Below are 19,661 nucleotides of genomic sequence, written 5' to 3' on the forward strand. Positions count from 1 at the left end.
TGCTCAACCGCAGCTGGACACATTCTTTTCCTGACGTTTGGCTTCGCCCCACAGGGCGTCCAACTCTTCGAGGGTGCAATCTTCTATGGGTTTGTGCGTATCGCGCAATGCCTGTTCGATAAATCGGAAGCGTCGTTCGAACTTGGCATTGGCGCCCCGCAGCGCGGTTTCCGGGTCGACCTTGAGGTGACGAGCCAGGTTGACCGCCGCGAACAGCAGGTCACCGACCTCATCGGCAATGGCCACCGAATCGTTGTCGGCCATGGCTTCGAGCACTTCATCCAGCTCCTCGCGTACGTTATCCACCACCGGCAGGGCCGACGGCCAGTCGAAGCCGACTTGGCTGGCGCGCTTCTGCAATTTGGCGGCACGGGACAGGGACGGTAGCGCCGTGGGCACATCGTCCAGCAGGGAAAGTTGCTCCGGCGCGTCGGATTTTTCCGCACGCTCCTCGGCCTTGATCTGCTCCCAGCGTTCCTTGACCTGTTCTTCACTCAGCTGCGGGATATCCAGCGGTGCATACAGATCGCCCGTGGGGAACACGTGGGGATGACGACGGATCAGCTTGCGCGTGATGCTGTCGATCACCCCAGCGAATTCGAAGCGCCCTTCTTCCCGCGCCAACTGGCTGTAATACACCACTTGGAACAGCAGGTCGCCCAGCTCGCCTTGCAGGTGATCGAAGTCGCCGCGCTCGATGGCGTCGGCCACTTCATAGGCTTCTTCCAGGGTGTGCGGGACGATGGTCGCGTAGGTTTGCTTGATGTCCCACGGGCACCCGTATTGCGGGTCCCTCAGGCGGTTCATCAGGTGCAGCAGGTCTTCAAGCGAATACATCATGGGGTTCGGTTACGCCGCGTCTCGATGATGTTCGGTAGCTGGGAAATCCGCCCCAGCAACCGCCCCAGTGCGTCCAGCCCCGGAATCTCGATGGTCAGGGACATCAACGCAGTGTTGTCCTCTTTGTTCGAGCGGGTGTTGACCGCCAGCACGTTGATACGCTCATTGAGCAACACTTGCGACACATCCCGCAGCAAGCCGGAACGGTCGTAAGCACGAATAATGATGTCCACCGGGTAGGTGAGCACCGGCACCGGGCCCCAGCTGACCTGGATGATCCGCTCCGGCTCACGCCCGCCCAGTTGCAGCACCGAGGCGCAGTCCTGGCGGTGAATGCTTACGCCACGGCCCTGGGTGATATAGCCGACGATGGCGTCACCCGGCAACGGCTGGCAGCAGCCGGCGATTTGGGTCATCAGGTTGCCCACGCCCTGGATCTGGATATCGCCGCGTTTGCCGGGCTTGTAGCCGGTGGCCTTGCGCGGGATCAGCTCCAGCTGTTCGCTGCCGCGCTCCGGCTCGACCAGTTGCTGGGCCAGGTTGACCAGTTGGGCCAGGCGCAGATCGCCGGCACCGAGGGCGGCGAACATGTCTTCGGCGATCTTCATGTTGGCTTTTTCGGCCAACTTGTCGAAGTCCACCTGAGGCAAACCGAGGCGCCCCAGTTCGCGTTCAAGCAAGGTTTTACCGGCGGCGACGTTTTGGTCGCGCGCCTGCAATTTGAACCAGTGGACGATCTTCGCCCGTGCCCGCGACGTGGTGATGTAGCCCAGGTTCGGGTTCAGCCAGTCACGGCTCGGCGTGCCGTGCTTGCTGGTGATGATCTCGACCTGTTCACCGGTCTGCAGGCTGTAGTTGAGCGGCACGATGCGCCCGTTGATCTTGGCGCCCCGGCAGTTGTGGCCGATCTCGGTATGCACACGGTAGGCGAAGTCCAGCGGCGTCGCGCCCTTGGGCAAGTCGATGGCGTGACCGTCCGGGGTGAAGATGTAGACCCGGTCCGGCTCGATATCCACGCGCAGCTGTTCGGCCAGGCCGCCGATGTCACCGAGTTCTTCGTGCCATTCCAGCACTTGGCGCAGCCAGGAGATTTTTTCTTCGTACTGGTTGGACCCGGCCTTGACGTCGGTGCCCTTGTAGCGCCAGTGCGCACACACGCCCAGTTCGGCCTCTTCGTGCATGGCGTGGGTGCGGATCTGCACTTCCAGCACCTTGCCCTCAGGGCCGATCACCGCGGTGTGCAGCGAGCGATAGCCGTTTTCCTTGGGGTTGGCGATGTAGTCGTCAAACTCCTTGGGAATGTGCCGCCACAGGGTGTGGACGATGCCGAGCGCGGTGTAGCAGTCGCGCATTTCCGGCACCAGCACGCGCACGGCCCGTACGTCGTAGATCTGGCTGAAGGCCAGGCCTTTGCGCTGCATTTTGCGCCAGATGGAATAGATGTGCTTGGCACGACCGCTGATGTCGGCATCGACGCCGGTGGCCTGCAACTCGGAACGCAACTGGCCCATCACGTCAGTGATAAAGCGCTCACGGTCCAGCCGCCGCTCATGCAGCAGCGTGGCGATCTGTTTGTATTGATCGGGTTCGAGGTAGCGGAAGGACAAGTCCTCCAACTCCCACTTGATATGGCCGATACCCAGGCGGTGCGCCAGCGGTGCATAGATATCGAAAACTTCGCGGGCAACGCGGTTGCGCTTCTCGTCGTCGGCAGTCTTCACCGCACGGATCGCGCAGGTACGCTCGGCCAGCTTGATCAAGGCGACACGCACGTCGTCGACCATCGCCACCAGCATCTTGCGCAGGTTCTCGACCTGGCCCTGGGTGCCCAGCACCATGGACTGGCGCGGGCTGAGGCTGGCGCTGATGGCAGCCATGCGCAGCACGCCATCGATCAGCTTGGCCACCACGGCGCCGAAACGTTGGCTGACGGTGGGCAACTGAATATGCCCTTCACGCACGCCGCGATACAACACGGCGGCAATCAGTGAATCCTGGTCCAGCTTGAGATCAGCGAGGATCTCGGCGATTTCCAACCCGGTGCGAAAGCTCGAAGTGCCTTCGGCCCACAGGTTCTTGGCCGCATTGTCTTGCTGCTCAGACTCGCGAGCGAACTCGCAGGCTGCTTTCAAGGCTTCACGGTCCAGTGCCGGGTCGACACTGATGGCATGATCCAGCCATGCCTCGAGATTGATACTGCCGTCGGTGTTGATCGGCTGGTGTGCTCTCACCTGTACCATCTTGCTTACCTTCCCTACGACGCACCTTTGATGCGCCAGAATTCATCGCCGACCTTCTACTGCTCCCTGGCAGATCACAGGCCCTGGAGACGACAGGCCGGTCGGATTAAACGGGCATCCTAGCCCGCTTCAAATAACGCCATGGCCTCGACATGCGCGGTTTGCGGAAACATGTCGAGGATCCCGGCACGTTTTAGCCGGTAGCCCTGCTTGACCAACTCAACCGTGTCCCGCGCCAGCGTGGCCGGATTGCAGGACACATACACCAGACGCTTGGCTCCCAGGGTCGCGAGCTTGCGCACAACCTCCAGGGCACCATCACGGGGTGGGTCCAAGAGTACCGCAGAAAAGCCCTGTTTGGCCCATTCCGCGTCAGTCAAAGGCTGGGACAAATCGGCCTGAAAAAACTGCGCATTATGCAAATCGTTGCTGACGGCGTTGACGGCCGCACGGTCCACCATGGTCTGCACGCCTTCCACCGCCACCACTTCACGCACTTGGCGCGCCAGTGGCAGGGCGAAGTTGCCCAGGCCGCAAAACAGGTCCAGCACCCGCTCGTCGGGTTGTGGCGCCAGCCATTCCAGGGCCTGGGCAACCATCGCCTCATTGACCCCGGCGTTGACCTGCACAAAGTCGCCAGGTCGGTAGGCCAACTCCAGATCCCACTGTTCCAATCGAAAACCCAAGACCGAATCGACCTCGACCGGCTCAGGTTGACCCTCGCCATGCAGCCATAATTGGGCTTCATGGAAGGCACAGAATTCTTTCAATACCTGCAGGTCCGCTTCCGACAGCGGCGCCATATGCCGCAGCAACACGGCGATGGACGTACCACTGAACAACTCCACGTGCCCCAGGGCCTGCGGTTTGCTCAGGCGACGCAGCATGTTCGGCAGGCGCTGCATGATCGATTGCAAGGCCTGTACCAGCACTGGGCAATCGTCGATGGCGACGATGTCCTGGCTGGCCACGGCGCGAAAACCCACTTCCAGCTGTTTCGCCTTGGCATCCCAGCGCACGGCCACGCGGGCGCGGCGACGGTAACCGAATTCCGGACCGCTCAAAGGCGCAGCCCACTCTTGCGGTTCGACACCGGCCACACGGGACAGTTGCTCGGCGAGCATGCGCTGTTTCAGGGCAAGTTGTTCAGTGTGGGGCAAGTGCTGCACGCTGCAACCGCCGCAGCGGCCAACATGGGCGCACGGCGCCGCGCGGCGCAGTTCGCTGGCCTTGAACACGCGCTCGGTGCGCGCCTCGACGATCTTGCCGTGGGCCCCCAACACTCGCGCTTCAACTTCTTCGCCGGCCAGCGCGCCGTTCACAAACCAGGTGCGGCCTTCAAAGAAGACAATGCCACGGCCGTCGTTGGCCAGACGCTCGATGGTCAGGCGCTGCTTCTTGCCCACAGGAATCTGCGGGGCCCGGCTGCCGCCCGTCGGTTGGAAGCGCAGGCCTCTCTCGTGCTTGGCCATCAGTTGGGCTCGTCGAAGATGCCGGTCGACAGGTAGCGGTCGCCTCGGTCACAGATGATCGCGACGATCACCGCGTTTTCCACTTCCTGGGACAAGCGCAACATCCCGGCCACCGCGCCACCGGACGACACGCCGCAGAAAATGCCTTCTTCACGGGCCAGGCGGCGGGTGGTGTCTTCGGCTTCACGCTGGGCCATGTCGATGATGCGGTCCACGCGGGTCGAGTTGTAGATCTTCGGCAGATACTCCTCGGGCCAGCGGCGGATACCCGGGATGGCCGCGCCTTCCATCGGTTGCAGGCCAACGATCTGGATCGCCGGGTTCTGCTCCTTGAGGTAGCGCGAGTTGCCCATGATGGTGCCGGTGGTGCCCATGGAGCTGACGAAATGGGTGATGGAGCCCTGGGTCTGACGCCAGATTTCCGGGCCGGTGGTGGTGTAGTGCGCCTCGGGGTTGTCACCATTGGCGAACTGGTCCAGCACCAGGCCACGGCCTTCGGACGCCATGCGCTCGGCCAGGTCCCGTGCGCCTTCCATGCCCTCCTCCTGGGTCACCAGGATCAGCTGGGCGCCGTAGGCGGTCATTGCCGCCTTGCGTTCGGCGCTGCCGTTGTCGGGCATGATCAGGATCATCTTGTAACCCTTGATCGCGGCGGCCATGGCCAGGGCGATCCCGGTGTTACCCGAAGTGGCTTCGATCAGGGTGTCGCCGGGCTTGATCTGCCCGCGCAGCTCGGCGCGGGTGATCATCGACAGCGCCGGCCGGTCCTTTACGGAGCCGGCCGGGTTGTTCCCTTCAAGCTTGAGCAACAGGGTATTGCTGGTTTCACCCGCCATGCGTTGCAAGCGGACCAGGGGCGTGTTGCCGACGCAATCGGCGATTGTAGGGTACTGCAAGGTCATGGCGTATTCGCAATCCAGACTGCGGGGGCGAACATCATACCGGGAAAGGCCGGCGGGCCATATCACGCAAAGTGTGGTGCTTATGGCTTAAAGGAATAAGGCACCGAATGTTCACCGCTCGCCATGGTTACGGTTGAAGACATCAGGCCCCATCGCCGCAATCTGGCCGTCGATCAACGCATCGAAGGGTTTGAGCAAGGCTTCGAACGAAGCGGGCGACTCCAGGACCTCCAGCGCCTGCACAATCGCTTCCACTGTCGACAGCGCGCCGGGCCCGGGCGCCTTGCGCAGCCGATAGCGGGACACTGCGTTGTCGGCCAACGCCACCCTTGGCAACGCCGCCAATAGCGGGTTGAGGTGCAAAAGCTTGCGCGCCTTGCGCCAAGTGCCGTCGGGGACCACCAGCAGCAGCGGCTGATCTTCTAGCGCATAGACTTTAAGTGGCTGGGCATCGTCAGCCGGAAACAGTAGCCGTGCCTGGTAACCAGGCACGTTCAACAACGCCGGCAGGTCCTCAAAGACCTCTCCCACAACCAAATGCGCGTTGTTCAACCCCAACGCCGCCAGCCGCGCGGTATTCAGCGCATGGTTGACCTCGCTCGGGTGCTGCAACAGCAACACCCGCGTGCGACTGTCGAGATTGGGAATCAACGCGCACAGACAGTGGGCGACAGGCCTGAGGCAACGGGAACATTGGGGTCTGGACATGATTTATCAGGCCTGGTTGAGCTGGGCTTTGAGCAAGTCGCGGAAGGTCTGGATCAGCGGTTCGCGGCTGCGGCCTCGACGCATGATCATCGAGAACGGCGCCTGATAGCCGAAGGTCGCCGGCAGCAACACACGCAGGTCGCCCTTGTCGGCCCAGGCCTGGGCGTAGTGCTCGGGCAGGTAGCCGATGTAGGCGCCGGACAGTACCAGGATCAACTGCGCCTCCATACTCTCCACGGTGGCTGCGCTGTGTTTGAAGCCGTGGCGTGCCAACTCGGCCTGGCTCCAATAGCCGCGACCGACCATGCGTTGCTGCGTGATCACCTGCTCGGGAATGCGCCGTTCATTGAATAAAGGATGCCGCGTGCTGCAATACAGCCAGTGCTGCTCGCGGTACAGCGGCATGTAGATCAGCCCGCTCATACGGTTGGAAAACGCGCCGATGGCCAAGTCCAGGCGGTTGTCCTGTACGCCCAGTTGCAGTTCATAAGGGCTCATCACCGACAGGTGCAGGTGCACCGCCGGGTGTTCCAGGCTGTAGGCGCCGATCACTTCGGCGAAGGGTAACGCTTTGTCGCTGACCGTGGAGTCCAGCACGCCCAGTTTCAGGGTGCCGCGCAACTCGCCCTTCAACGCGGCGGCGTATTGCTCGAAACCTTCCAGCTCGCCCAGCAGACGCAAGGTCTCTTGATGAAACAATTCGCCTTTGCTGGTGAGGCTGAACCCGCCACGCCCGCGATGACACAGCACCAGGCCCAACGCCGCTTCCAGCTGGCTCATGTAAGTGCTGATGGCCGATGTGGACAGGTTGAGTTCGTGCTGGGCGTTGGCGAACCCCTGGTGCCGCACGACGCTGACGAAGATGCGCAGGAGTTTCAGGTCGGGCAAGGCGTTGGCCATGAGGCCTCCAAAAACGCGGTAATTGTAGGAGCGAGCTTGCTCGCGAAAAACCTGAGAGCGCCGTGTAGAACCAGATGCGATGCGTCATCGTTGACGGTTTTCGCGAGCAAGCTCGCTCCTACAAAGGTCGGGACCAGTTTACCTCAGCCATTAGTTTAGAAAAATCTGAACTAAGTATTTGCCCCTGCCGATTCTTTCGTTTCCATGTATTTCGCAGAATCGGCCCCTAATAAACAAAACAACGATGAGGCACTCCCGTGGACAAGATTTTCCACCAACCACTGGGCGGCAACGAAATGCCGCGCTTCGCCGGCATCGCCACCATGATGCGTCTTCCCCACCTGCAAACGGCCAAAGGCCTGGATGCCGCCTTTGTCGGCGTGCCCCTGGACATCGGCACCTCGCTGCGCGCCGGCACCCGCTTCGGGCCGCGTGAAATCCGCGCCGAATCCGTGATGATCCGCCCTTACAACATGGCCACCGGCGCCGCACCGTTCGACTCGCTGTCGGTGGCCGACATCGGCGACGTGGCGATCAACACCTTCAACCTGCTCGACGCCGTGCGCATCATCGAAGAAGCCTACGACGAGATCCTCGAACACGACGTGATCCCGATGACCCTGGGCGGCGACCACACCATCACCCTGCCGATCCTGCGGGCGATCCACAAAAAACACGGCAAGGTCGGGCTGGTGCACATCGATGCCCACGCCGACGTCAACGACCATATGTTCGGCGAGAAAATCGCCCACGGCACCACCTTCCGCCGCGCGGTAGAAGAAGGTTTGCTCGATTGCGACCGTGTGGTGCAAATCGGCCTGCGCGCCCAGGGCTACACCGCCGAAGACTTCAACTGGAGCCGCAAACAAGGCTTCCGTGTGGTTCAGGCAGAAGAATGCTGGCACCACTCACTCGCGCCCTTGATGGCCGAAGTGCGTGAAAAAGTCGGCGGCGGCCCGGTGTACCTGAGCTTTGACATCGACGGTATCGACCCGGCCTGGGCGCCCGGCACCGGCACCCCGGAAATCGGCGGGCTGACCACCATCCAGGCCATCGAAATCATCCGTGGCTGCCAAGGCCTCGACCTGATTGGTTGCGATCTGGTAGAAGTTTCGCCGCCCTATGACACCACCGGCAACACCTCGCTATTGGGCGCCAACTTGCTGTACGAGATGCTCTGCGTGCTGCCTGGCGTGGCACATCGCTGATGAGCGCCCACGAAGTACTGCAAGCCGCCGCCGACCTGGTGGCGGCCTTCGCCCGCAATGACCGCGCCGCCTACTTCGGCGCATTCACGGCGGACGCCAGTTTTGTGTTCTACACCCTGCCCCAGCCGCTGCTCAGTCGCGACGCCTACCAGGCGCTGTGGGACAGCTGGCGCCGGGACGAGGGGTTCGAAGTGCTGTCGTGCACCTCGAGCAACGCCTTTGTCAGCCTGCAAGGTGACGTGGCGATATTCATGCATGACGTGGCCACCGAGCTGCGCATGAACGGGGAGCAATTCAATAGCCAGGAACGCGAGACCATTGTCTTCAAACGGCAAGGGCTTGGCGCAGAACAACAAGAAGGCCTGTGGCTGGCCTGTCACGAACATTTGTCCGCTATGCCGGAAGGGCTGCCGCCCCCTTAGCCAATGTGATCGGAGCAGATCATGAATAATAAAAACAACGATAAAAGTATTCGCAAGATAGAAACCAACGGGGTCGAGCAGATCCCGGACCACGAACGTACCGCCGGCCCCAAGGATCTGTTCCGACTGATCTTCGGCGGTGCCAATACCTTTGCCACCGCCGTGCTGGGTTCTTTCCCCGTGCTGTTCGGCCTGTCGTTCCAGGCCGGAGTCTGGGCGATTGTGCTGGGCGTGCTGGTGGGTGCGCTGATCCTGGCGCCCATGGGCCTGTTCGGGCCGATCAATGGCACCAACAATGCCGTGTCTTCCGGTGCGCACTTTGGCGTGCACGGGCGGATTGTCGGCTCGTTTCTCTCGCTGCTGACGGCGATTGCCTTCTTCTCACTGTCGGTATGGAGTTCAGGCGACGCGCTGGTGGGCGGTGCGAAACGTCTGATTGGCTTACCGGAAACCGACCTGAGCCTGGGCCTGGCCTACGGCGTGTTCGCGATCCTGGTGCTGACCGTGTGCATCTACGGCTTTCGCTTCATGCTGTGGGTCAATCGCATTGCGGTGTGGGCGGCGAGCCTGCTGTTCCTGCTGGGGATCTTCGCGTTCGCGCCGGCCTTCGACAGCCACTTCGCCGGCACCGTAGCACCGGGTCAGACAGGCTTCTGGGCCGCCTTTATCGGCGCCGCGCTGGTGGCCATGAGCAACCCGATCTCCTTCGGCGCGTTCCTGGGTGACTGGTCGCGCTACATCCCGCGTGAGACGCCGAAAATACGCATCATGCTGGCGGTGGTCCTGGCGCAAATCGCGACCTTGATCCCCTTCCTGTTCGGCTTGGCCACCGCGACCATCGTGGCGATCAAGGCACCGGACTATATTGCGGCCAACAACTATGTCGGCGGTTTGCTGGCGGTGGCACCGAGCTGGTTCTTTCTGCCGGTGTGCCTGATCGCGGTGATCGGTGGTATGTCTACCGGCACTACTTCGCTGTATGGCACCGGGTTGGACATGTCCAGCGTGTTTCCACGCCTGCTGTCGCGGGTCAAGGCCACGTTGCTGATCGGGGTGATGTCGATTGCCTTCATCTTTATCGGACGTTTCGCCGCCAACCTGGTGCAAAGCGTGTCGACCTTCGCCGTGCTGATCATCACCTGCACCACGCCGTGGATGGTGATGATGATCATCGGCCTGATCGTGCGTCGCGGCTTCTATTGCCCGGATGACCTGCAGGTGTTCACGCGTGGTGAAACCGGCGGGCGCTACTGGTTCAGCCATGGCTGGAACTGGCGCGGGCTGGGCGCGTGGATCCCGAGTGCGCTGGTGGGCCTGTGCTTCGTCAACCTGCCGGGGCAGTTTGTCGGGCCGCTGGGCAATCTGGCGGACGGCATTGATATCAGCCTGCCGGTGACGCTGGGGTTGGCCTCGGTGGTGTACCTGACCTTGCTTCGGGTGTTCCCGGAACCGGCGGCTGTTTATGGGCCGGCCGACTCTCGCAGCAAGCGCACGGATGCGCGCGTTAAACCGGCGCTGCAACAAGCCGCCTGATCCTCATAAAAAAGATAATCGGAGAACCGCCGTCATGGCTTTGGATTTATTCGTCGTACTCATCTACGCCGCCGGCATGCTCGTGCTCGGCTACTACGGCATGCGCCGCGCCAAGACCCACGAAGACTACCTGGTGGCCGGGCGCAACCTGGGCCCGTCGTTGTACATGGGCACCATGGCCGCCACGGTATTGGGCGGTGCGTCCACCGTCGGCACCGTGCGTCTGGGCTACGTGCATGGCATCTCCGGCTTCTGGCTGTGTGCCGCGCTGGGCATGGGCATCATTGCGCTGAACCTGTTCCTGGCCAAGCCGCTGCTGAAGCTGAAGATCTTCACCGTGACCCAGGTGCTGGAAAAACGCTACAACCCGATGGCTCGCCAGGCCAGCGCCGTGATCATGCTGGCCTACGCGCTGATGATCGGCGTGACCTCGATCCTCGCCATCGGCACCGTGCTGCAAGTGCTGTTCGGCCTGCCGTTCTGGATCTCGGTGCTGCTCGGCGGTGGCGTGGTGGTGGTGTACTCCACCATCGGCGGCATGTGGTCGCTGACCCTCACTGACATCGTGCAGTTCGTGATCAAGACCGTCGGCCTGATGTTCATCCTGCTGCCGATCTGCCTGTACCGCGTCGGCGGCTGGGACGAACTGGTAGCCAAGCTGCCCGCATCGAGCTTCAGCTTCACCGCGATCGGTTGGGACACGATCATCACCTACTTCATGATCTACTTCTTCGGCATCCTGATCGGCCAGGACATCTGGCAACGGGTGTTCACCGCCCGTGACGAAAAGGTCGCCAAGTACGCAGGCACTTTCGCCGGTTTCTACTGCATCCTCTACGGCCTGGCCTGCGCATTGATCGGCATGGCCGCACATGTGCTGATCCCGGACCTGGATAACGTCAACAATGCGTTTGCCGCTATTGTGAAAGTGTCGCTGCCGGACGGCATCCGCGGCCTGGTGATTGCCGCGGCACTGGCCGCGATGATGTCCACCGCCAGCGCCGGCTTGCTCGCCGCCTCTACCGTACTGACCGAAGACCTGCTGCCGCGCCTGCGTGGCGGCAAGCAGTCAAGCCTGGCCATCAACCGCCTGTTCACGATGCTGACCGGCATTGCCGTGCTGGGTATCGCGCTAGTGGTAAGCGATGTGATCAGCGCCTTGACCCTGGCCTACAACCTGTTGGTGGGCGGCATGTTGATCCCGCTGATCGGCGCGATCTTCTGGAAACGCGCAACCACATCGGGGGCCATCACCTCCATGACCCTGGGCTTTGTGACGGCGCTGGTGTTCATGATCAAGGATGGCTTGGATGCGAACACGCCGATCTACTACAGCCTGGCGATTGGGCTGGTGAGTTTTGTGCTGGTGAGTTTGTTGTCACGCCGGCCAGCGGGTGTGGCGGCCAACGCGGTTTGAGATACAACTGAATTTAGAGCGGTTTCTTCAGCGGGTGCGACGTCGGATGTCGTGCCCGTTTTTTTTACTCAGCATCCAGGCGGACCTGTTCGAACAAATTACCGCAAGACTTACAGCCAAAATACTGCTCGGTTGCAGGGCATTCGATCTCCCCTGTCGCCCCCGCCCTCACCCGCCAAGTACATGCCTTACCGCGATACTTCAGTGTGCCTTCAAGGTAACAAGGTGCCCAGTCGTACTCGTCATGCAGCGTGCGTGCGTCAATAGGTTCAGCGCGTTTGAAGAAGGACGCGACTTGTCGCTCATCCAACGTAACGTCGCTGGGTCGACAGCGGTCCGGTTCTTCGGAGTGAAAACCCGAGATAGCGATGTTGTCGATATCTGGAGGGGAAGCCGCGCACCCGGCGAGTATCACCCACACGCCCAACAACCCTCCCCGTAGGTTCATTGCCACACCGCGCTGCTGGCTTCACCAGGGTGCTTGTAGGAGATTTGCGGATGCGTGTAGACGTCCTCCGGCGTCAGGCGGAAATGGCCATACAACTCAGCCACCAACCACCGCAGGGATTGATTCTGCATAGCGGTCACGTCCTCGTAACGGGCAGCATCCAGATGCTTGCCGACCAATTCAATTCCCAAAGAGTCCGCGTTCATCGGGTATCGCTCAGGGTAATCCTTGGTGCGCTCATAGCGGTCCAGCGCTCGAATCTGCAAGGTCCAAGTGAGTGCCTGGATAGGTTGGATTTGAGCGGTATCGCACGTCGCCTTATCCGTTGCCAGGCACTTGGAGCGCAGGTAGCGCCCAACGTGGTAACAGCATTTTTTGAGGCTCGCCGTCTGATAGATCACGCCATTTTTCTCGATGAGAAAGTGCGCGCCGTTGCCCTTGGCAAGGTAAGCGTTAAAGGTGTGCTGCGCCGTCGGAGCGTCCGTCTGGTGGACCACCAAAGCGCTCACGCTACGCAAATCCCCATGCTCGATCGTTGAAAACCGGCGGAGCTCGACTCTGTCGGAAATCAACATGCCTTCGCTATCAATGCTCGACATTCCAATGCCCATTCATCCATGTGAAGGCAGAAATATAGAAGGACGAACAGGAAAAAGGGCACGGATGACGGAATAAGAAGAAGGCTCTGACAATGAGGTATGCCTCGTCAGACAGTTGCGGACACTACGGAATGTACGGCGAATACAGCGTGATTACAGGGAACCGAACACGCCCTGAAGAACGACCCGAGGTATCAGCGCCCGCGCGATTTAGTCACGTGAGCGCTTCCAGGACTTACCTGCGACGTGGGCGACGTTGCTCGTCATCGGTGCGAATCGGCACGGGTTGCAGTGGGGGCTCGATCAAGCCCAGTGCAACACCCAGATCATGGAGCCAGTTTTGAATTTTCTCTTTCATGGTTGCCCCCTTTGAGGGTAATGCTGGTAGGCGCAAGTTCTGTCGCCCTTTCCTACACTGATAGTAGCCCTAAGTCCTACGTAATGCTTGAACGAAACCACAACGAACTATTACTGAATTCATCAAAATCCTGACGGATCGTTCAAGCAATGGCGCGGGTGTCTTGCAGGACCGCAGTCTTGCTGGCTTGCTGCAGGTCGATCCATGCGTTGAGGTTAGCGCCGAGCATACCCTTTCGCCACATCAGCCAGGTGGTCGCAGTGGCAAAAGGCCCTATCAGCGGATGAACGGACACGCTGTCCTTGCCTGGCAGGCTCTCAAGCATGGATTCAGACATCAACGCCACCCCGGAGCCCGCGATCACGCACGCCAGCATGCCCTGATAGGATTCGATCTCAATCGCCCGCCCCATGGCCACGCGCTCGTGGGAAAACCAGGTTTCCAGGCGCGTGCGATAGGCGCAACTGCGACGGAAGGTGAACACCGAGCGTCCCGCGACATCCTGGGGCCCTCGCACGGGTGGGTGGTCGGCCTCGCAGATAAGCACCAGGCGTTCTTCGCACAGGGGCACACCGTCCAGGGAGGCGATCGTGATGGGGCCGTCCACAAATGCCGCATCCAGACGGCCAGTAATCAGGCCTTCGAGCAACTCACCGCTGGGCGCCGATTGCACCTGCAGATTCACCATCGGATAAGCCTTGTGATAGCCCGCCAGCAGCTTCGGCAAATGCACCGCCGCCGTGCTGTACATGCTGCCTACCACAAAATCGCCGGCCGGTTGCCCGCCTTGCACCGCGCCGTGGGCTTCGTCATGCAGGGCCAGCAGACGGGTGCTGTAGTCCAGCAACACCTTGCCAGCAGGAGAAAGCTGCAAGCGCTGGCGTTCACGTACGAATAGCTCGACGCCGAGCTGCTCCTCCATTTGCTTGAGGCGCGTCGACAGGTTCGATGGCACTCGATGCAAGCGCTCAGCCGCGCGCGTAATGGAGCCCTCTTCCGCCACCGCCTGGAAAATGCGCAATTGACTGAACTCCATACCTTTCTCCAAAACTGAATAAGTTACTCACTATTATTCATTTTTGCAGAAAGTCAATCCACTTTAGCCTGAGGGTATTCGTTTACCCGCAGGAATACTGAACATGTCTCCTTTAGTCCGCTTACTCGCCAGCTTTGTCGCCCTGATGATGGCGATGGGCATTGGCCGCTTTGCCCTCACTCCCCAAATGCCCCATCTGCTCAGTGAAGGGCAGATCGACCTGACCGGCGCCGGCCTGATTGCCGCCGCCAACTACCTGGGCTACTTCGTCGGCGCGGTGGATTCGATCTTCGCACGCAGCCACCACCATGTCCGTGGGCGCTTATATGGCGGGTTGTGGTTGTGCGTGCTGCTGACGCTCGCCTCGTACTGGGCCCACGGGTTCTGGCCGCATCTGTTGCTGCGCTTTGGCACCGGGGTCGCGAGCGCCTGGGCGCTGGTGATGATCACTAGCCTGAGCCAGCCACTGGCGATTGCCGCCGGACGTCCGCGCCTGGGTGCCTTGGTCTTTGCCGGGCCGGGGCTGGGGATTTTGTTGACTGGCTTACTGGCGTTGGGCTCGAACCTGATGGGGCAAAATTCGGGCACATTGTGGCTGGTGTATGGCGGGGTGGCGCTGGTGATGTTGCTGGCCATCCTGCCTTTCCTGCCGAAGCCCTCCGCCAGCGGCACGCCCGTTGTCGGCCAGACCGATGCTGGAAGCAATGGCAGCATCGCGCACTTGTGCTGGATTTATGTGTTGTATGGTCTTGGCTACATCATTCCGGCGACGTTCCTGTCGCAGATGGCCAGCGCGCAATTCAAGGGTGCCTGGCAAGCCGACCTGTTCTGGCCATGCTTTGGCCTGGCCGCCGCGATTGGCGTGGTGGTGGCGACCCTGCGCCGCAAGGACCCAGACACCACTCGCCGCTGGCTGATGACTACATTGTGGCTGCAAGCGGCCGGGGTGTTTGCCTGTTTGCTGGGCAATGGCTGGGGCCTGGCACTGGGGGTATTGCTGTGCGGCGGACCGTTCCTGGCTTGCATGCAGTTGGTGATGGCCCGCCTGCGGGACGTTGCCCCCCACGGCTATCAGCGCAGCACCGGACTGCTGACCGCCAGCTTCGCCATCGGCCAATTGAGCGGCCCGTTACTGGCCTCGGTCAGCAGCCACCTGAGTGGCGGGCTGCAACCGGCACTGGTAGTCGCCGGCGCCGGACTACTGGTGGCGGGCTCGATTCTGGTCAGCCGGCAACCAGCGGCGCAGGCACGCGCACCTGTTCACGCCGCGCCAACACCAGGAAAAACAGCCCACCCAGGAAGCAGCCGGTAAACCAGGCAAAGTTGGCCATGCCCTGCAACGCAGGCGTAAAGGTGATCGCGACGCCCACCAGCGTCGCGGGCACCAGCGCCTTGACCGCCGTCCAGTTCACGCCACCGTCGAAGTAGTAGCGCCCGGTGGGGCTGTCATCGAACAACGCGTCCACATCGATCTGCTGTTTTTTGATCAGGTAGAAATCCACCAGCAGAATGCCGAACAGTGGCCCAATGAAGGCCGCGAGAATATCCAGGGTGTAGTGGATCATCAGCGGGTTATTGAACAGGTTCCACGGTGTGATGAAGATCGACGCTACTGCGGCGATCATCCCACCCGCGCGCCAGCTGATCTTGCTCGGCGCGACGTTGGCGAAGTCAAAGGCTGGGGACACGAAGTTGGCGACGATATTGATGCCGATGGTCGCGGTGACAAAGGCAAATGCCCCGAGCAACACCGCCATGCTGTTATCGATGCGCGAAACCGTGGCGATTGGGTCATGCAGCATTTCGCCAAACACCGGCAAGGTGCCCGAGACGATCACTACGGTGACCAGGGAAAATGCCAGGAAATTCACCGGCAGCCCCCAGAAGTTGCCGCGCCGTACGTCCCGCATGCTGCGGCAGTAGCGGCTGAAGTCGCCGAAGTTCAGGGTCGGCCCGGAGAAGTACGACACCACCAACGCCGTCGCCACGATCACCTGGCCGAAGGCCTGCCAGCCCGACAGGGACTTTTCCGCCAGGGTAAAGCTGATGTTCGACCAGCCCGCCTTCCACACGATCCACCCCGCCAGGGCAAACATCACCGCATACACCACCGGCCCTGCCCAATCGATAAAACGCCGGATGGACTCCATGCCGGCCCAGAACACCGCCGCTTGCAACAGCCACAGACTGAGAAAACCAAACCAACCAAGGTAGGACAAGCCCGCGAAATGCGGCTCCGCGTACACAGCCATCTGTGGGAAGAAGCGCAGCACCACGATGATCAAGGCGCTCGACGCCAGGTACGTCTGAATCCCGTACCAGGCCACCGCGATCAAGCCGCGAATCACCGCAGGAATGTTCGCACCAAACACACCAAATGACAGGCGACAGATCACAGGATAAGGCACAGCGGCTTGCTGGCTCGGTTTGGCTACCAGGTTGGCGATCACTTGCACGATGCAGATACCGGCGAGCAAGGCGATCAGCACCTGCCAACTGGCGAGGCCCAGGGCGAAGAGGCTGGCAGCGAACACATAACCGCCGACGCTGTGCACGTCGCTCATCCAGAAGGCGAAGATGTTGTACCAGTTCCACTTTTGCGGCAGCGGGCCCAAGTCCTGGTTGTACAGGCGCGGGCTGTAGCCTTTGGGCAATTGTTCGGTCATCGCGGGGCTCCTCGAAATACCGGCCTGCGCTTCCGTCACGGGGTGCATACGGGAGGCGGCATGGTTTGTATACGAGGAGTTCAGCAGAATGCGTGCCAATTGAACGCAATCCCTCTGGAACGGTGTTCCAAAGTGAGGGAGGCAGGATTGGACACAGGGCCTACGCTCGGCAACGGTGCACAAAAATCCTGTACACAATCAGCGCTGCACTCGATGTGCACACAGATAACCCACCGTGCAGCAGGCTGCGGTCAGGAAGGTGCCCCACGCCATGTCCATGACCGCCAGCTGCGCAGACCAACCTTGCAGCGTGGCCCAGTTGCTCAAGTCATAGGTGCCATAGGCGACCAGGCCCAACAAGGCGCCCAGGCGTGCAGCGCGTTGCCAGCTTGCGCTGGGCAAGACAACGAACACCACGCAACCGAGCACATAAAGCAGATAAAAGAGTGTGGCGGGCAACAAGCGGGGTTGGTCCAGCATCAGTGGACCCAGCAGGGACTTATAGGTGGGCCCCATGAGGACACCGAGCCAGAGGCCGTCCAGGATCAGGAAGGCGAACAACGTGCCGAAGTAGGCGAACAGCGATTTCTTGCTCATTGATGCAACCTCTGTAGACGCCGACGGGCGTCTACAGAAGAGCAAAGCGAACTCAGCTTAGTTCAATGCGATCCGCGTGAATCACAATCTGGCCCTGCTTGTACAACGCACCAATGGCCTTCTTGAAGTTGCCCTTGCTCACGCCGAACAAGTTGCTGATCACCGCCGGATCACTCTTGTCGCTGACCGGCAAGCTGCCGTTGTTTTCACGCAACTTGGCGAGGATCTTCGAGTTGAGGCTGGAGGCCGCTTCCTGGCCGACCGGTTGCAGGCTCAGGCTGATGTTGCCATCGGCGCGGATCTCTTTGATAAAGCCCTTCTCTTCTTTCCCTGGGCGCAGGAACTTGAACACTTCGTTCTTGTGGATCAGGCCCCAGTGCTTGTTGTTGATGATCGCCTTGAAACCCATGTCAGTGGCTTCGGCCACCAGCAGGTCGACCTCCTGGCCCACTTGGTAGTTGGCAGGGGTCTTGTCCAGGTAGCGATCCAGGCGTGCAGTGGCGGTGATGCGCTTGGTGTGTTTGTCGAGGTAGACGTGCACCACGCAGTATTCGCCTGCGGTCATCTGGCGTTTTTCTTCCGAATACGGCAGCAACAGGTCCTTGGGCAAACCCCAGTCGAGGAACACACCAATGCTGTTGACTTCCACCACTTTCAAACTGGCGAATTCACCCACTTGGACTTTGGGCTTTTCAGTCGTGGCGATAAGTTTGTCATCGCTGTCCAGATAAATGAAAACGTTAAGCCAGTCCTCATCTTCACTGGGAATATCTTTGGGGATATACCGATTAGGCAAGAGGATTTCGCCATCTTGCGCACCGTCCAGGTACAAACCAAAGTTAGTGTGTTTAACCACTTGCAAGCTGTTGTAGCGCCCGACCAAAGCCATTTTCAATACCCTCATTACGTGGGCGGCATTCTACCCGAGTTGCGCTCGCCACGCGCGCGTGCCTGAAAAATCGCGGGTTGCCATGGCTCCGCCCCACTCGTCTGATCAATCGGCCCATTTTTCCCGCGCAGTCAGCGGCGGACAGCTGCAGGGTTTCGAGTTAAAACAGTAAGTTAGGGGATTATTTCAAGGATGAACTTCGGCTATTTCCTACTACCGCACTTATTCCCGGAGGATATTTGCCAAGCAATTGTCAAGTATTTCCTGTACGATGCCTGGCCAAGTTAATTTTCTACAGGTTAGTGGCCGCCATGCGCGTAAAAGCATCCAACAGCAAAGCAAAGCCAGCTCCCGCCGTTGAAACCAGCGAATCGATCAACAGCCAGATTGCTGCATTCCTCAAGTCCGGCGGCGAAATCCAGCAGATTGCCAAGGGCGTGAGCGGCCAGACTTTCGGCCCATCCAAGCAGATCAGCCTGGGTAAGAAGTAATACCGCGCAACACACCTGGTCCCTAAGCGTCTTGCCATCAAGGCGCTAGGACTAGACCCCGAAATACCTCTGCAATACCTTCACAACCACGCTAATCGACGAACGGGCCTCACCGTCTGGCATTCGCCGGTATGCTTGCACACGTCTAGCACGGGCATCTGCCCGACTTTCTCTGTCACTGCTCCTCGCTTTTCATGGAGTGAAGCATGTTCAAACCCTGCATATTCCTGGTCGGTGCCCTGATTGCCAGCCCTCTCGCCGAAGCGCAAATCTTCCAGCGTGAACTGGGTGACTTCGACTTGAAATTGGGCACGACGCCCAGCCGCAGCATGGCCCAGGGCCTGGTCAAGCCAACGTCTCCTGGCAGCGATTCGTTCCATGGCGGGTTGGACTTGAGCCACGACAGCGGCCTGTACTTCGGCCAGTTTTCACCGAACATGGGCCTGTCCTCGTCCAGCAACCTTGAAGTCGACTCCTATATGGGCTTCAAGCACCCCTTCGACCAGACCCTGGGCTACGAAGTGGGCCTGATCCACTACAGCTACCCCAAGCTCAGCCCCCTCGACAGCCAGGAGTTCTACGGCGGCCTGAACCTGCTGGGCAATCGCTTCGGTGCCTCCTTCAGCAACGACCCGGATCGCCAGGACAGCACCCTGTTTGCCGACCTCGGAGGCACCCAGCCGTTCGGCATTGGCGTCAGCATGAAATACACCACTCATCAGTTGGGCACCCCGGTCTCGGTGGACGGCGGCTCCATTCGGGCCTTCAGCGACTGGTCGGTGCAATTCTCCCGGCAGTGGATGGGCGTGGACTTGAACCTGATCTACAGCGATTCCAGCCTCAGCGGCGGGGATTGCTCGGCCTATTCCGGACACAACTCGCAATGCGATGGGCTGTTGACGTTGAAGGCTGCGCGGTCGTTTTATTGAGGGGCT

Annotated in this window: 19 protein-coding genes; 7 read left to right on the forward strand and 12 right to left on the reverse strand. The window is 60.6% G+C overall.

Annotated elements, in window-relative coordinates; translation table 11 throughout:
* Positions 1 to 3: 3 nt before the first annotated feature.
* The 6 genes from mazG to HX868_RS23075 all read right to left on the reverse strand — a co-directional run bounded on the left by mazG (position 4) and on the right by HX868_RS23075 (position 7,062).
* Positions 4 to 837: a nucleoside triphosphate pyrophosphohydrolase gene (gene mazG, locus HX868_RS23050; protein WP_177004671.1), complete on the reverse strand. Its 834-nt coding sequence runs from the start codon at positions 835 to 837 to the stop codon at positions 4 to 6.
* Positions 837 to 3,080, reverse strand: a complete 2,244-nt coding sequence (gene relA, locus HX868_RS23055; RefSeq protein ID WP_122726677.1) for a GTP diphosphokinase — start codon at positions 3,078 to 3,080, stop codon at positions 837 to 839. The genes mazG and relA overlap by 1 nt, the downstream gene beginning before the upstream one ends.
* Positions 3,081 to 3,199: 119 nt before the next feature.
* Positions 3,200 to 4,552: a 23S rRNA (uracil(1939)-C(5))-methyltransferase RlmD gene (rlmD, locus tag HX868_RS23060; RefSeq protein WP_177004467.1), complete on the reverse strand. Its 1,353-nt coding sequence runs from the start codon at positions 4,550 to 4,552 to the stop codon at positions 3,200 to 3,202.
* On the reverse strand, positions 4,552 to 5,454 hold the full coding sequence (cysM, locus tag HX868_RS23065; protein ID WP_177004468.1) for a cysteine synthase CysM: 903 nt from the start codon (positions 5,452 to 5,454) through the stop codon (positions 4,552 to 4,554). Before cysM ends, rlmD begins: the two co-directional genes overlap by 1 nt.
* Before the next feature lie 111 nt (positions 5,455 to 5,565).
* Positions 5,566 to 6,162 (reverse strand): tRNA-uridine aminocarboxypropyltransferase, encoded by a 597-nt coding sequence (locus tag HX868_RS23070; protein WP_177004469.1) that lies wholly within the window; start codon positions 6,160 to 6,162, stop codon positions 5,566 to 5,568.
* A 6-nt stretch (positions 6,163 to 6,168) separates the two neighbouring features.
* Positions 6,169 to 7,062 (reverse strand): LysR family transcriptional regulator, encoded by an 894-nt coding sequence (locus HX868_RS23075; protein WP_028617381.1) that lies wholly within the window; start codon positions 7,060 to 7,062, stop codon positions 6,169 to 6,171.
* A 257-nt stretch (positions 7,063 to 7,319) separates the two neighbouring features.
* Here HX868_RS23075 and speB point away from each other — a divergent pair, with 257 nt between their 5' ends.
* From speB to HX868_RS23095, 4 genes are read left to right on the forward strand one after another with little or no spacing between them, the layout of a single operon-like run.
* Positions 7,320 to 8,270 carry an agmatinase gene (gene speB, locus HX868_RS23080; RefSeq protein ID WP_016976505.1) on the forward strand — a complete coding sequence of 317 codons (951 nt, stop codon included), beginning with the start codon at positions 7,320 to 7,322 and terminating at the stop codon, positions 8,268 to 8,270.
* Positions 8,270 to 8,692 carry a YybH family protein gene (locus HX868_RS23085; RefSeq protein ID WP_095017154.1) on the forward strand — a complete coding sequence of 141 codons (423 nt, stop codon included), beginning with the start codon at positions 8,270 to 8,272 and terminating at the stop codon, positions 8,690 to 8,692. The genes speB and HX868_RS23085 overlap by 1 nt, the downstream gene beginning before the upstream one ends.
* A 21-nt stretch (positions 8,693 to 8,713) precedes the next feature.
* Entirely contained in the window at positions 8,714 to 10,225 is a 1,512-nt protein-coding gene (locus tag HX868_RS23090; RefSeq protein ID WP_177004470.1) for a purine-cytosine permease family protein, read from the forward strand.
* Between the two features lie 34 nt (positions 10,226 to 10,259).
* Positions 10,260 to 11,642, forward strand: coding sequence for a sodium:solute symporter family protein (locus HX868_RS23095; RefSeq protein ID WP_177004471.1), 1,383 nt, complete (start codon positions 10,260 to 10,262; stop codon positions 11,640 to 11,642).
* A 444-nt stretch (positions 11,643 to 12,086) separates the two neighbouring features.
* Here HX868_RS23095 and HX868_RS23100 read toward each other — a convergent pair whose 3' ends face one another.
* The 3 genes from HX868_RS23100 to ptrR all read right to left on the reverse strand — a co-directional run bounded on the left by HX868_RS23100 (position 12,087) and on the right by ptrR (position 14,083).
* Complete coding sequence (locus HX868_RS23100; protein ID WP_177004472.1) at positions 12,087 to 12,689, reverse strand: peptidoglycan recognition protein family protein; 603 nt, start codon at positions 12,687 to 12,689, stop codon at positions 12,087 to 12,089.
* Between the two features lie 235 nt (positions 12,690 to 12,924).
* Entirely contained in the window at positions 12,925 to 13,047 is a 123-nt protein-coding gene (locus HX868_RS31050; protein ID WP_003193089.1) for a PA1414 family protein, read from the reverse strand.
* A gap of 142 nt (positions 13,048 to 13,189) precedes the next feature.
* Positions 13,190 to 14,083 carry a putrescine utilization regulator PtrR gene (gene ptrR / locus HX868_RS23105; RefSeq protein WP_177004473.1) on the reverse strand — a complete coding sequence of 298 codons (894 nt, stop codon included), beginning with the start codon at positions 14,081 to 14,083 and terminating at the stop codon, positions 13,190 to 13,192.
* Between the two features lie 103 nt (positions 14,084 to 14,186).
* On the opposite strand from ptrR, the gene HX868_RS23110 reads away from it, so the two are divergent.
* Positions 14,187 to 15,395 (forward strand): MFS transporter, encoded by a 1,209-nt coding sequence (locus HX868_RS23110; RefSeq protein ID WP_095017158.1) that lies wholly within the window; start codon positions 14,187 to 14,189, stop codon positions 15,393 to 15,395.
* On the opposite strand, the gene HX868_RS23115 is transcribed toward HX868_RS23110, so the two are convergent.
* The 3 genes from HX868_RS23115 to HX868_RS23125 form a co-directional block, all read right to left on the reverse strand.
* On the reverse strand, positions 15,307 to 16,749 hold the full coding sequence (locus HX868_RS23115) for an NCS1 family nucleobase:cation symporter-1 (protein ID WP_177004474.1): 1,443 nt from the start codon (positions 16,747 to 16,749) through the stop codon (positions 15,307 to 15,309). The genes HX868_RS23110 and HX868_RS23115 overlap by 89 nt on opposite strands.
* A gap of 198 nt (positions 16,750 to 16,947) precedes the next feature.
* Positions 16,948 to 17,346: a DUF2177 family protein gene (locus HX868_RS23120; protein WP_095017160.1), complete on the reverse strand. Its 399-nt coding sequence runs from the start codon at positions 17,344 to 17,346 to the stop codon at positions 16,948 to 16,950.
* A 52-nt stretch (positions 17,347 to 17,398) separates the two neighbouring features.
* Positions 17,399 to 18,235: a CvfB family protein gene (locus tag HX868_RS23125; protein WP_017845295.1), complete on the reverse strand. Its 837-nt coding sequence runs from the start codon at positions 18,233 to 18,235 to the stop codon at positions 17,399 to 17,401.
* 311 nt (positions 18,236 to 18,546) lie between these two features.
* On the opposite strand from HX868_RS23125, the gene HX868_RS23130 reads away from it, so the two are divergent.
* Positions 18,547 to 18,726, forward strand: a complete 180-nt coding sequence (locus tag HX868_RS23130; RefSeq protein ID WP_003193095.1) for a hypothetical protein — start codon at positions 18,547 to 18,549, stop codon at positions 18,724 to 18,726.
* A gap of 206 nt (positions 18,727 to 18,932) precedes the next feature.
* Positions 18,933 to 19,655, forward strand: a complete 723-nt coding sequence (locus HX868_RS23135) for a TorF family putative porin (RefSeq protein ID WP_177004475.1) — start codon at positions 18,933 to 18,935, stop codon at positions 19,653 to 19,655.
* The last annotated feature ends 6 nt before the right edge of the window (positions 19,656 to 19,661 follow it).

Origin of the sequence: Pseudomonas reactans (assembly GCF_013385825.1) — a bacterium.
In the GTDB taxonomy this organism is placed as follows: Bacteria; Pseudomonadota; Gammaproteobacteria; order Pseudomonadales; family Pseudomonadaceae; genus Aquipseudomonas; species Aquipseudomonas reactans.

Excerpts from the sequence above, each read along its gene's own strand:
- HX868_RS23115 (WP_177004474.1), bottom strand. The coding sequence starts at position 16,749 with ATGACCGAACAATTGCCCAAAGGCTACAGCCCGCGCCTGTACAACCAG.
- cysM (WP_177004468.1), bottom strand. The coding sequence starts at position 5,454 with ATGACCTTGCAGTACCCTACAATCGCCGATTGCGTCGGCAACACGCCC.
- HX868_RS31050 (WP_003193089.1), bottom strand. The coding sequence starts at position 13,047 with ATGAAAGAGAAAATTCAAAACTGGCTCCATGATCTGGGTGTTGCACTG.
- HX868_RS23125 (WP_017845295.1), bottom strand. The coding sequence starts at position 18,235 with ATGGCTTTGGTCGGGCGCTACAACAGCTTGCAAGTGGTTAAACACACT.
- HX868_RS23085 (WP_095017154.1), top strand. The coding sequence starts at position 8,270 with ATGAGCGCCCACGAAGTACTGCAAGCCGCCGCCGACCTGGTGGCGGCC.
- HX868_RS23070 (WP_177004469.1), bottom strand. The coding sequence starts at position 6,162 with ATGTCCAGACCCCAATGTTCCCGTTGCCTCAGGCCTGTCGCCCACTGT.
- rlmD (WP_177004467.1), bottom strand. The coding sequence starts at position 4,552 with ATGGCCAAGCACGAGAGAGGCCTGCGCTTCCAACCGACGGGCGGCAGC.
- HX868_RS23110 (WP_095017158.1), top strand. The coding sequence starts at position 14,187 with ATGTCTCCTTTAGTCCGCTTACTCGCCAGCTTTGTCGCCCTGATGATG.
- HX868_RS23120 (WP_095017160.1), bottom strand. The coding sequence starts at position 17,346 with ATGAGCAAGAAATCGCTGTTCGCCTACTTCGGCACGTTGTTCGCCTTC.
- HX868_RS23100 (WP_177004472.1), bottom strand. The coding sequence starts at position 12,689 with ATGTCGAGCATTGATAGCGAAGGCATGTTGATTTCCGACAGAGTCGAG.
- mazG (WP_177004671.1), bottom strand. The coding sequence starts at position 837 with ATGTATTCGCTTGAAGACCTGCTGCACCTGATGAACCGCCTGAGGGAC.
- relA (WP_122726677.1), bottom strand. The coding sequence starts at position 3,080 with ATGGTACAGGTGAGAGCACACCAGCCGATCAACACCGACGGCAGTATC.
- HX868_RS23075 (WP_028617381.1), bottom strand. The coding sequence starts at position 7,062 with ATGGCCAACGCCTTGCCCGACCTGAAACTCCTGCGCATCTTCGTCAGC.
- ptrR (WP_177004473.1), bottom strand. The coding sequence starts at position 14,083 with ATGGAGTTCAGTCAATTGCGCATTTTCCAGGCGGTGGCGGAAGAGGGC.
- HX868_RS23095 (WP_177004471.1), top strand. The coding sequence starts at position 10,260 with ATGGCTTTGGATTTATTCGTCGTACTCATCTACGCCGCCGGCATGCTC.
- HX868_RS23135 (WP_177004475.1), top strand. The coding sequence starts at position 18,933 with ATGTTCAAACCCTGCATATTCCTGGTCGGTGCCCTGATTGCCAGCCCT.
- HX868_RS23090 (WP_177004470.1), top strand. The coding sequence starts at position 8,714 with ATGAATAATAAAAACAACGATAAAAGTATTCGCAAGATAGAAACCAAC.
- HX868_RS23130 (WP_003193095.1), top strand. The coding sequence starts at position 18,547 with ATGCGCGTAAAAGCATCCAACAGCAAAGCAAAGCCAGCTCCCGCCGTT.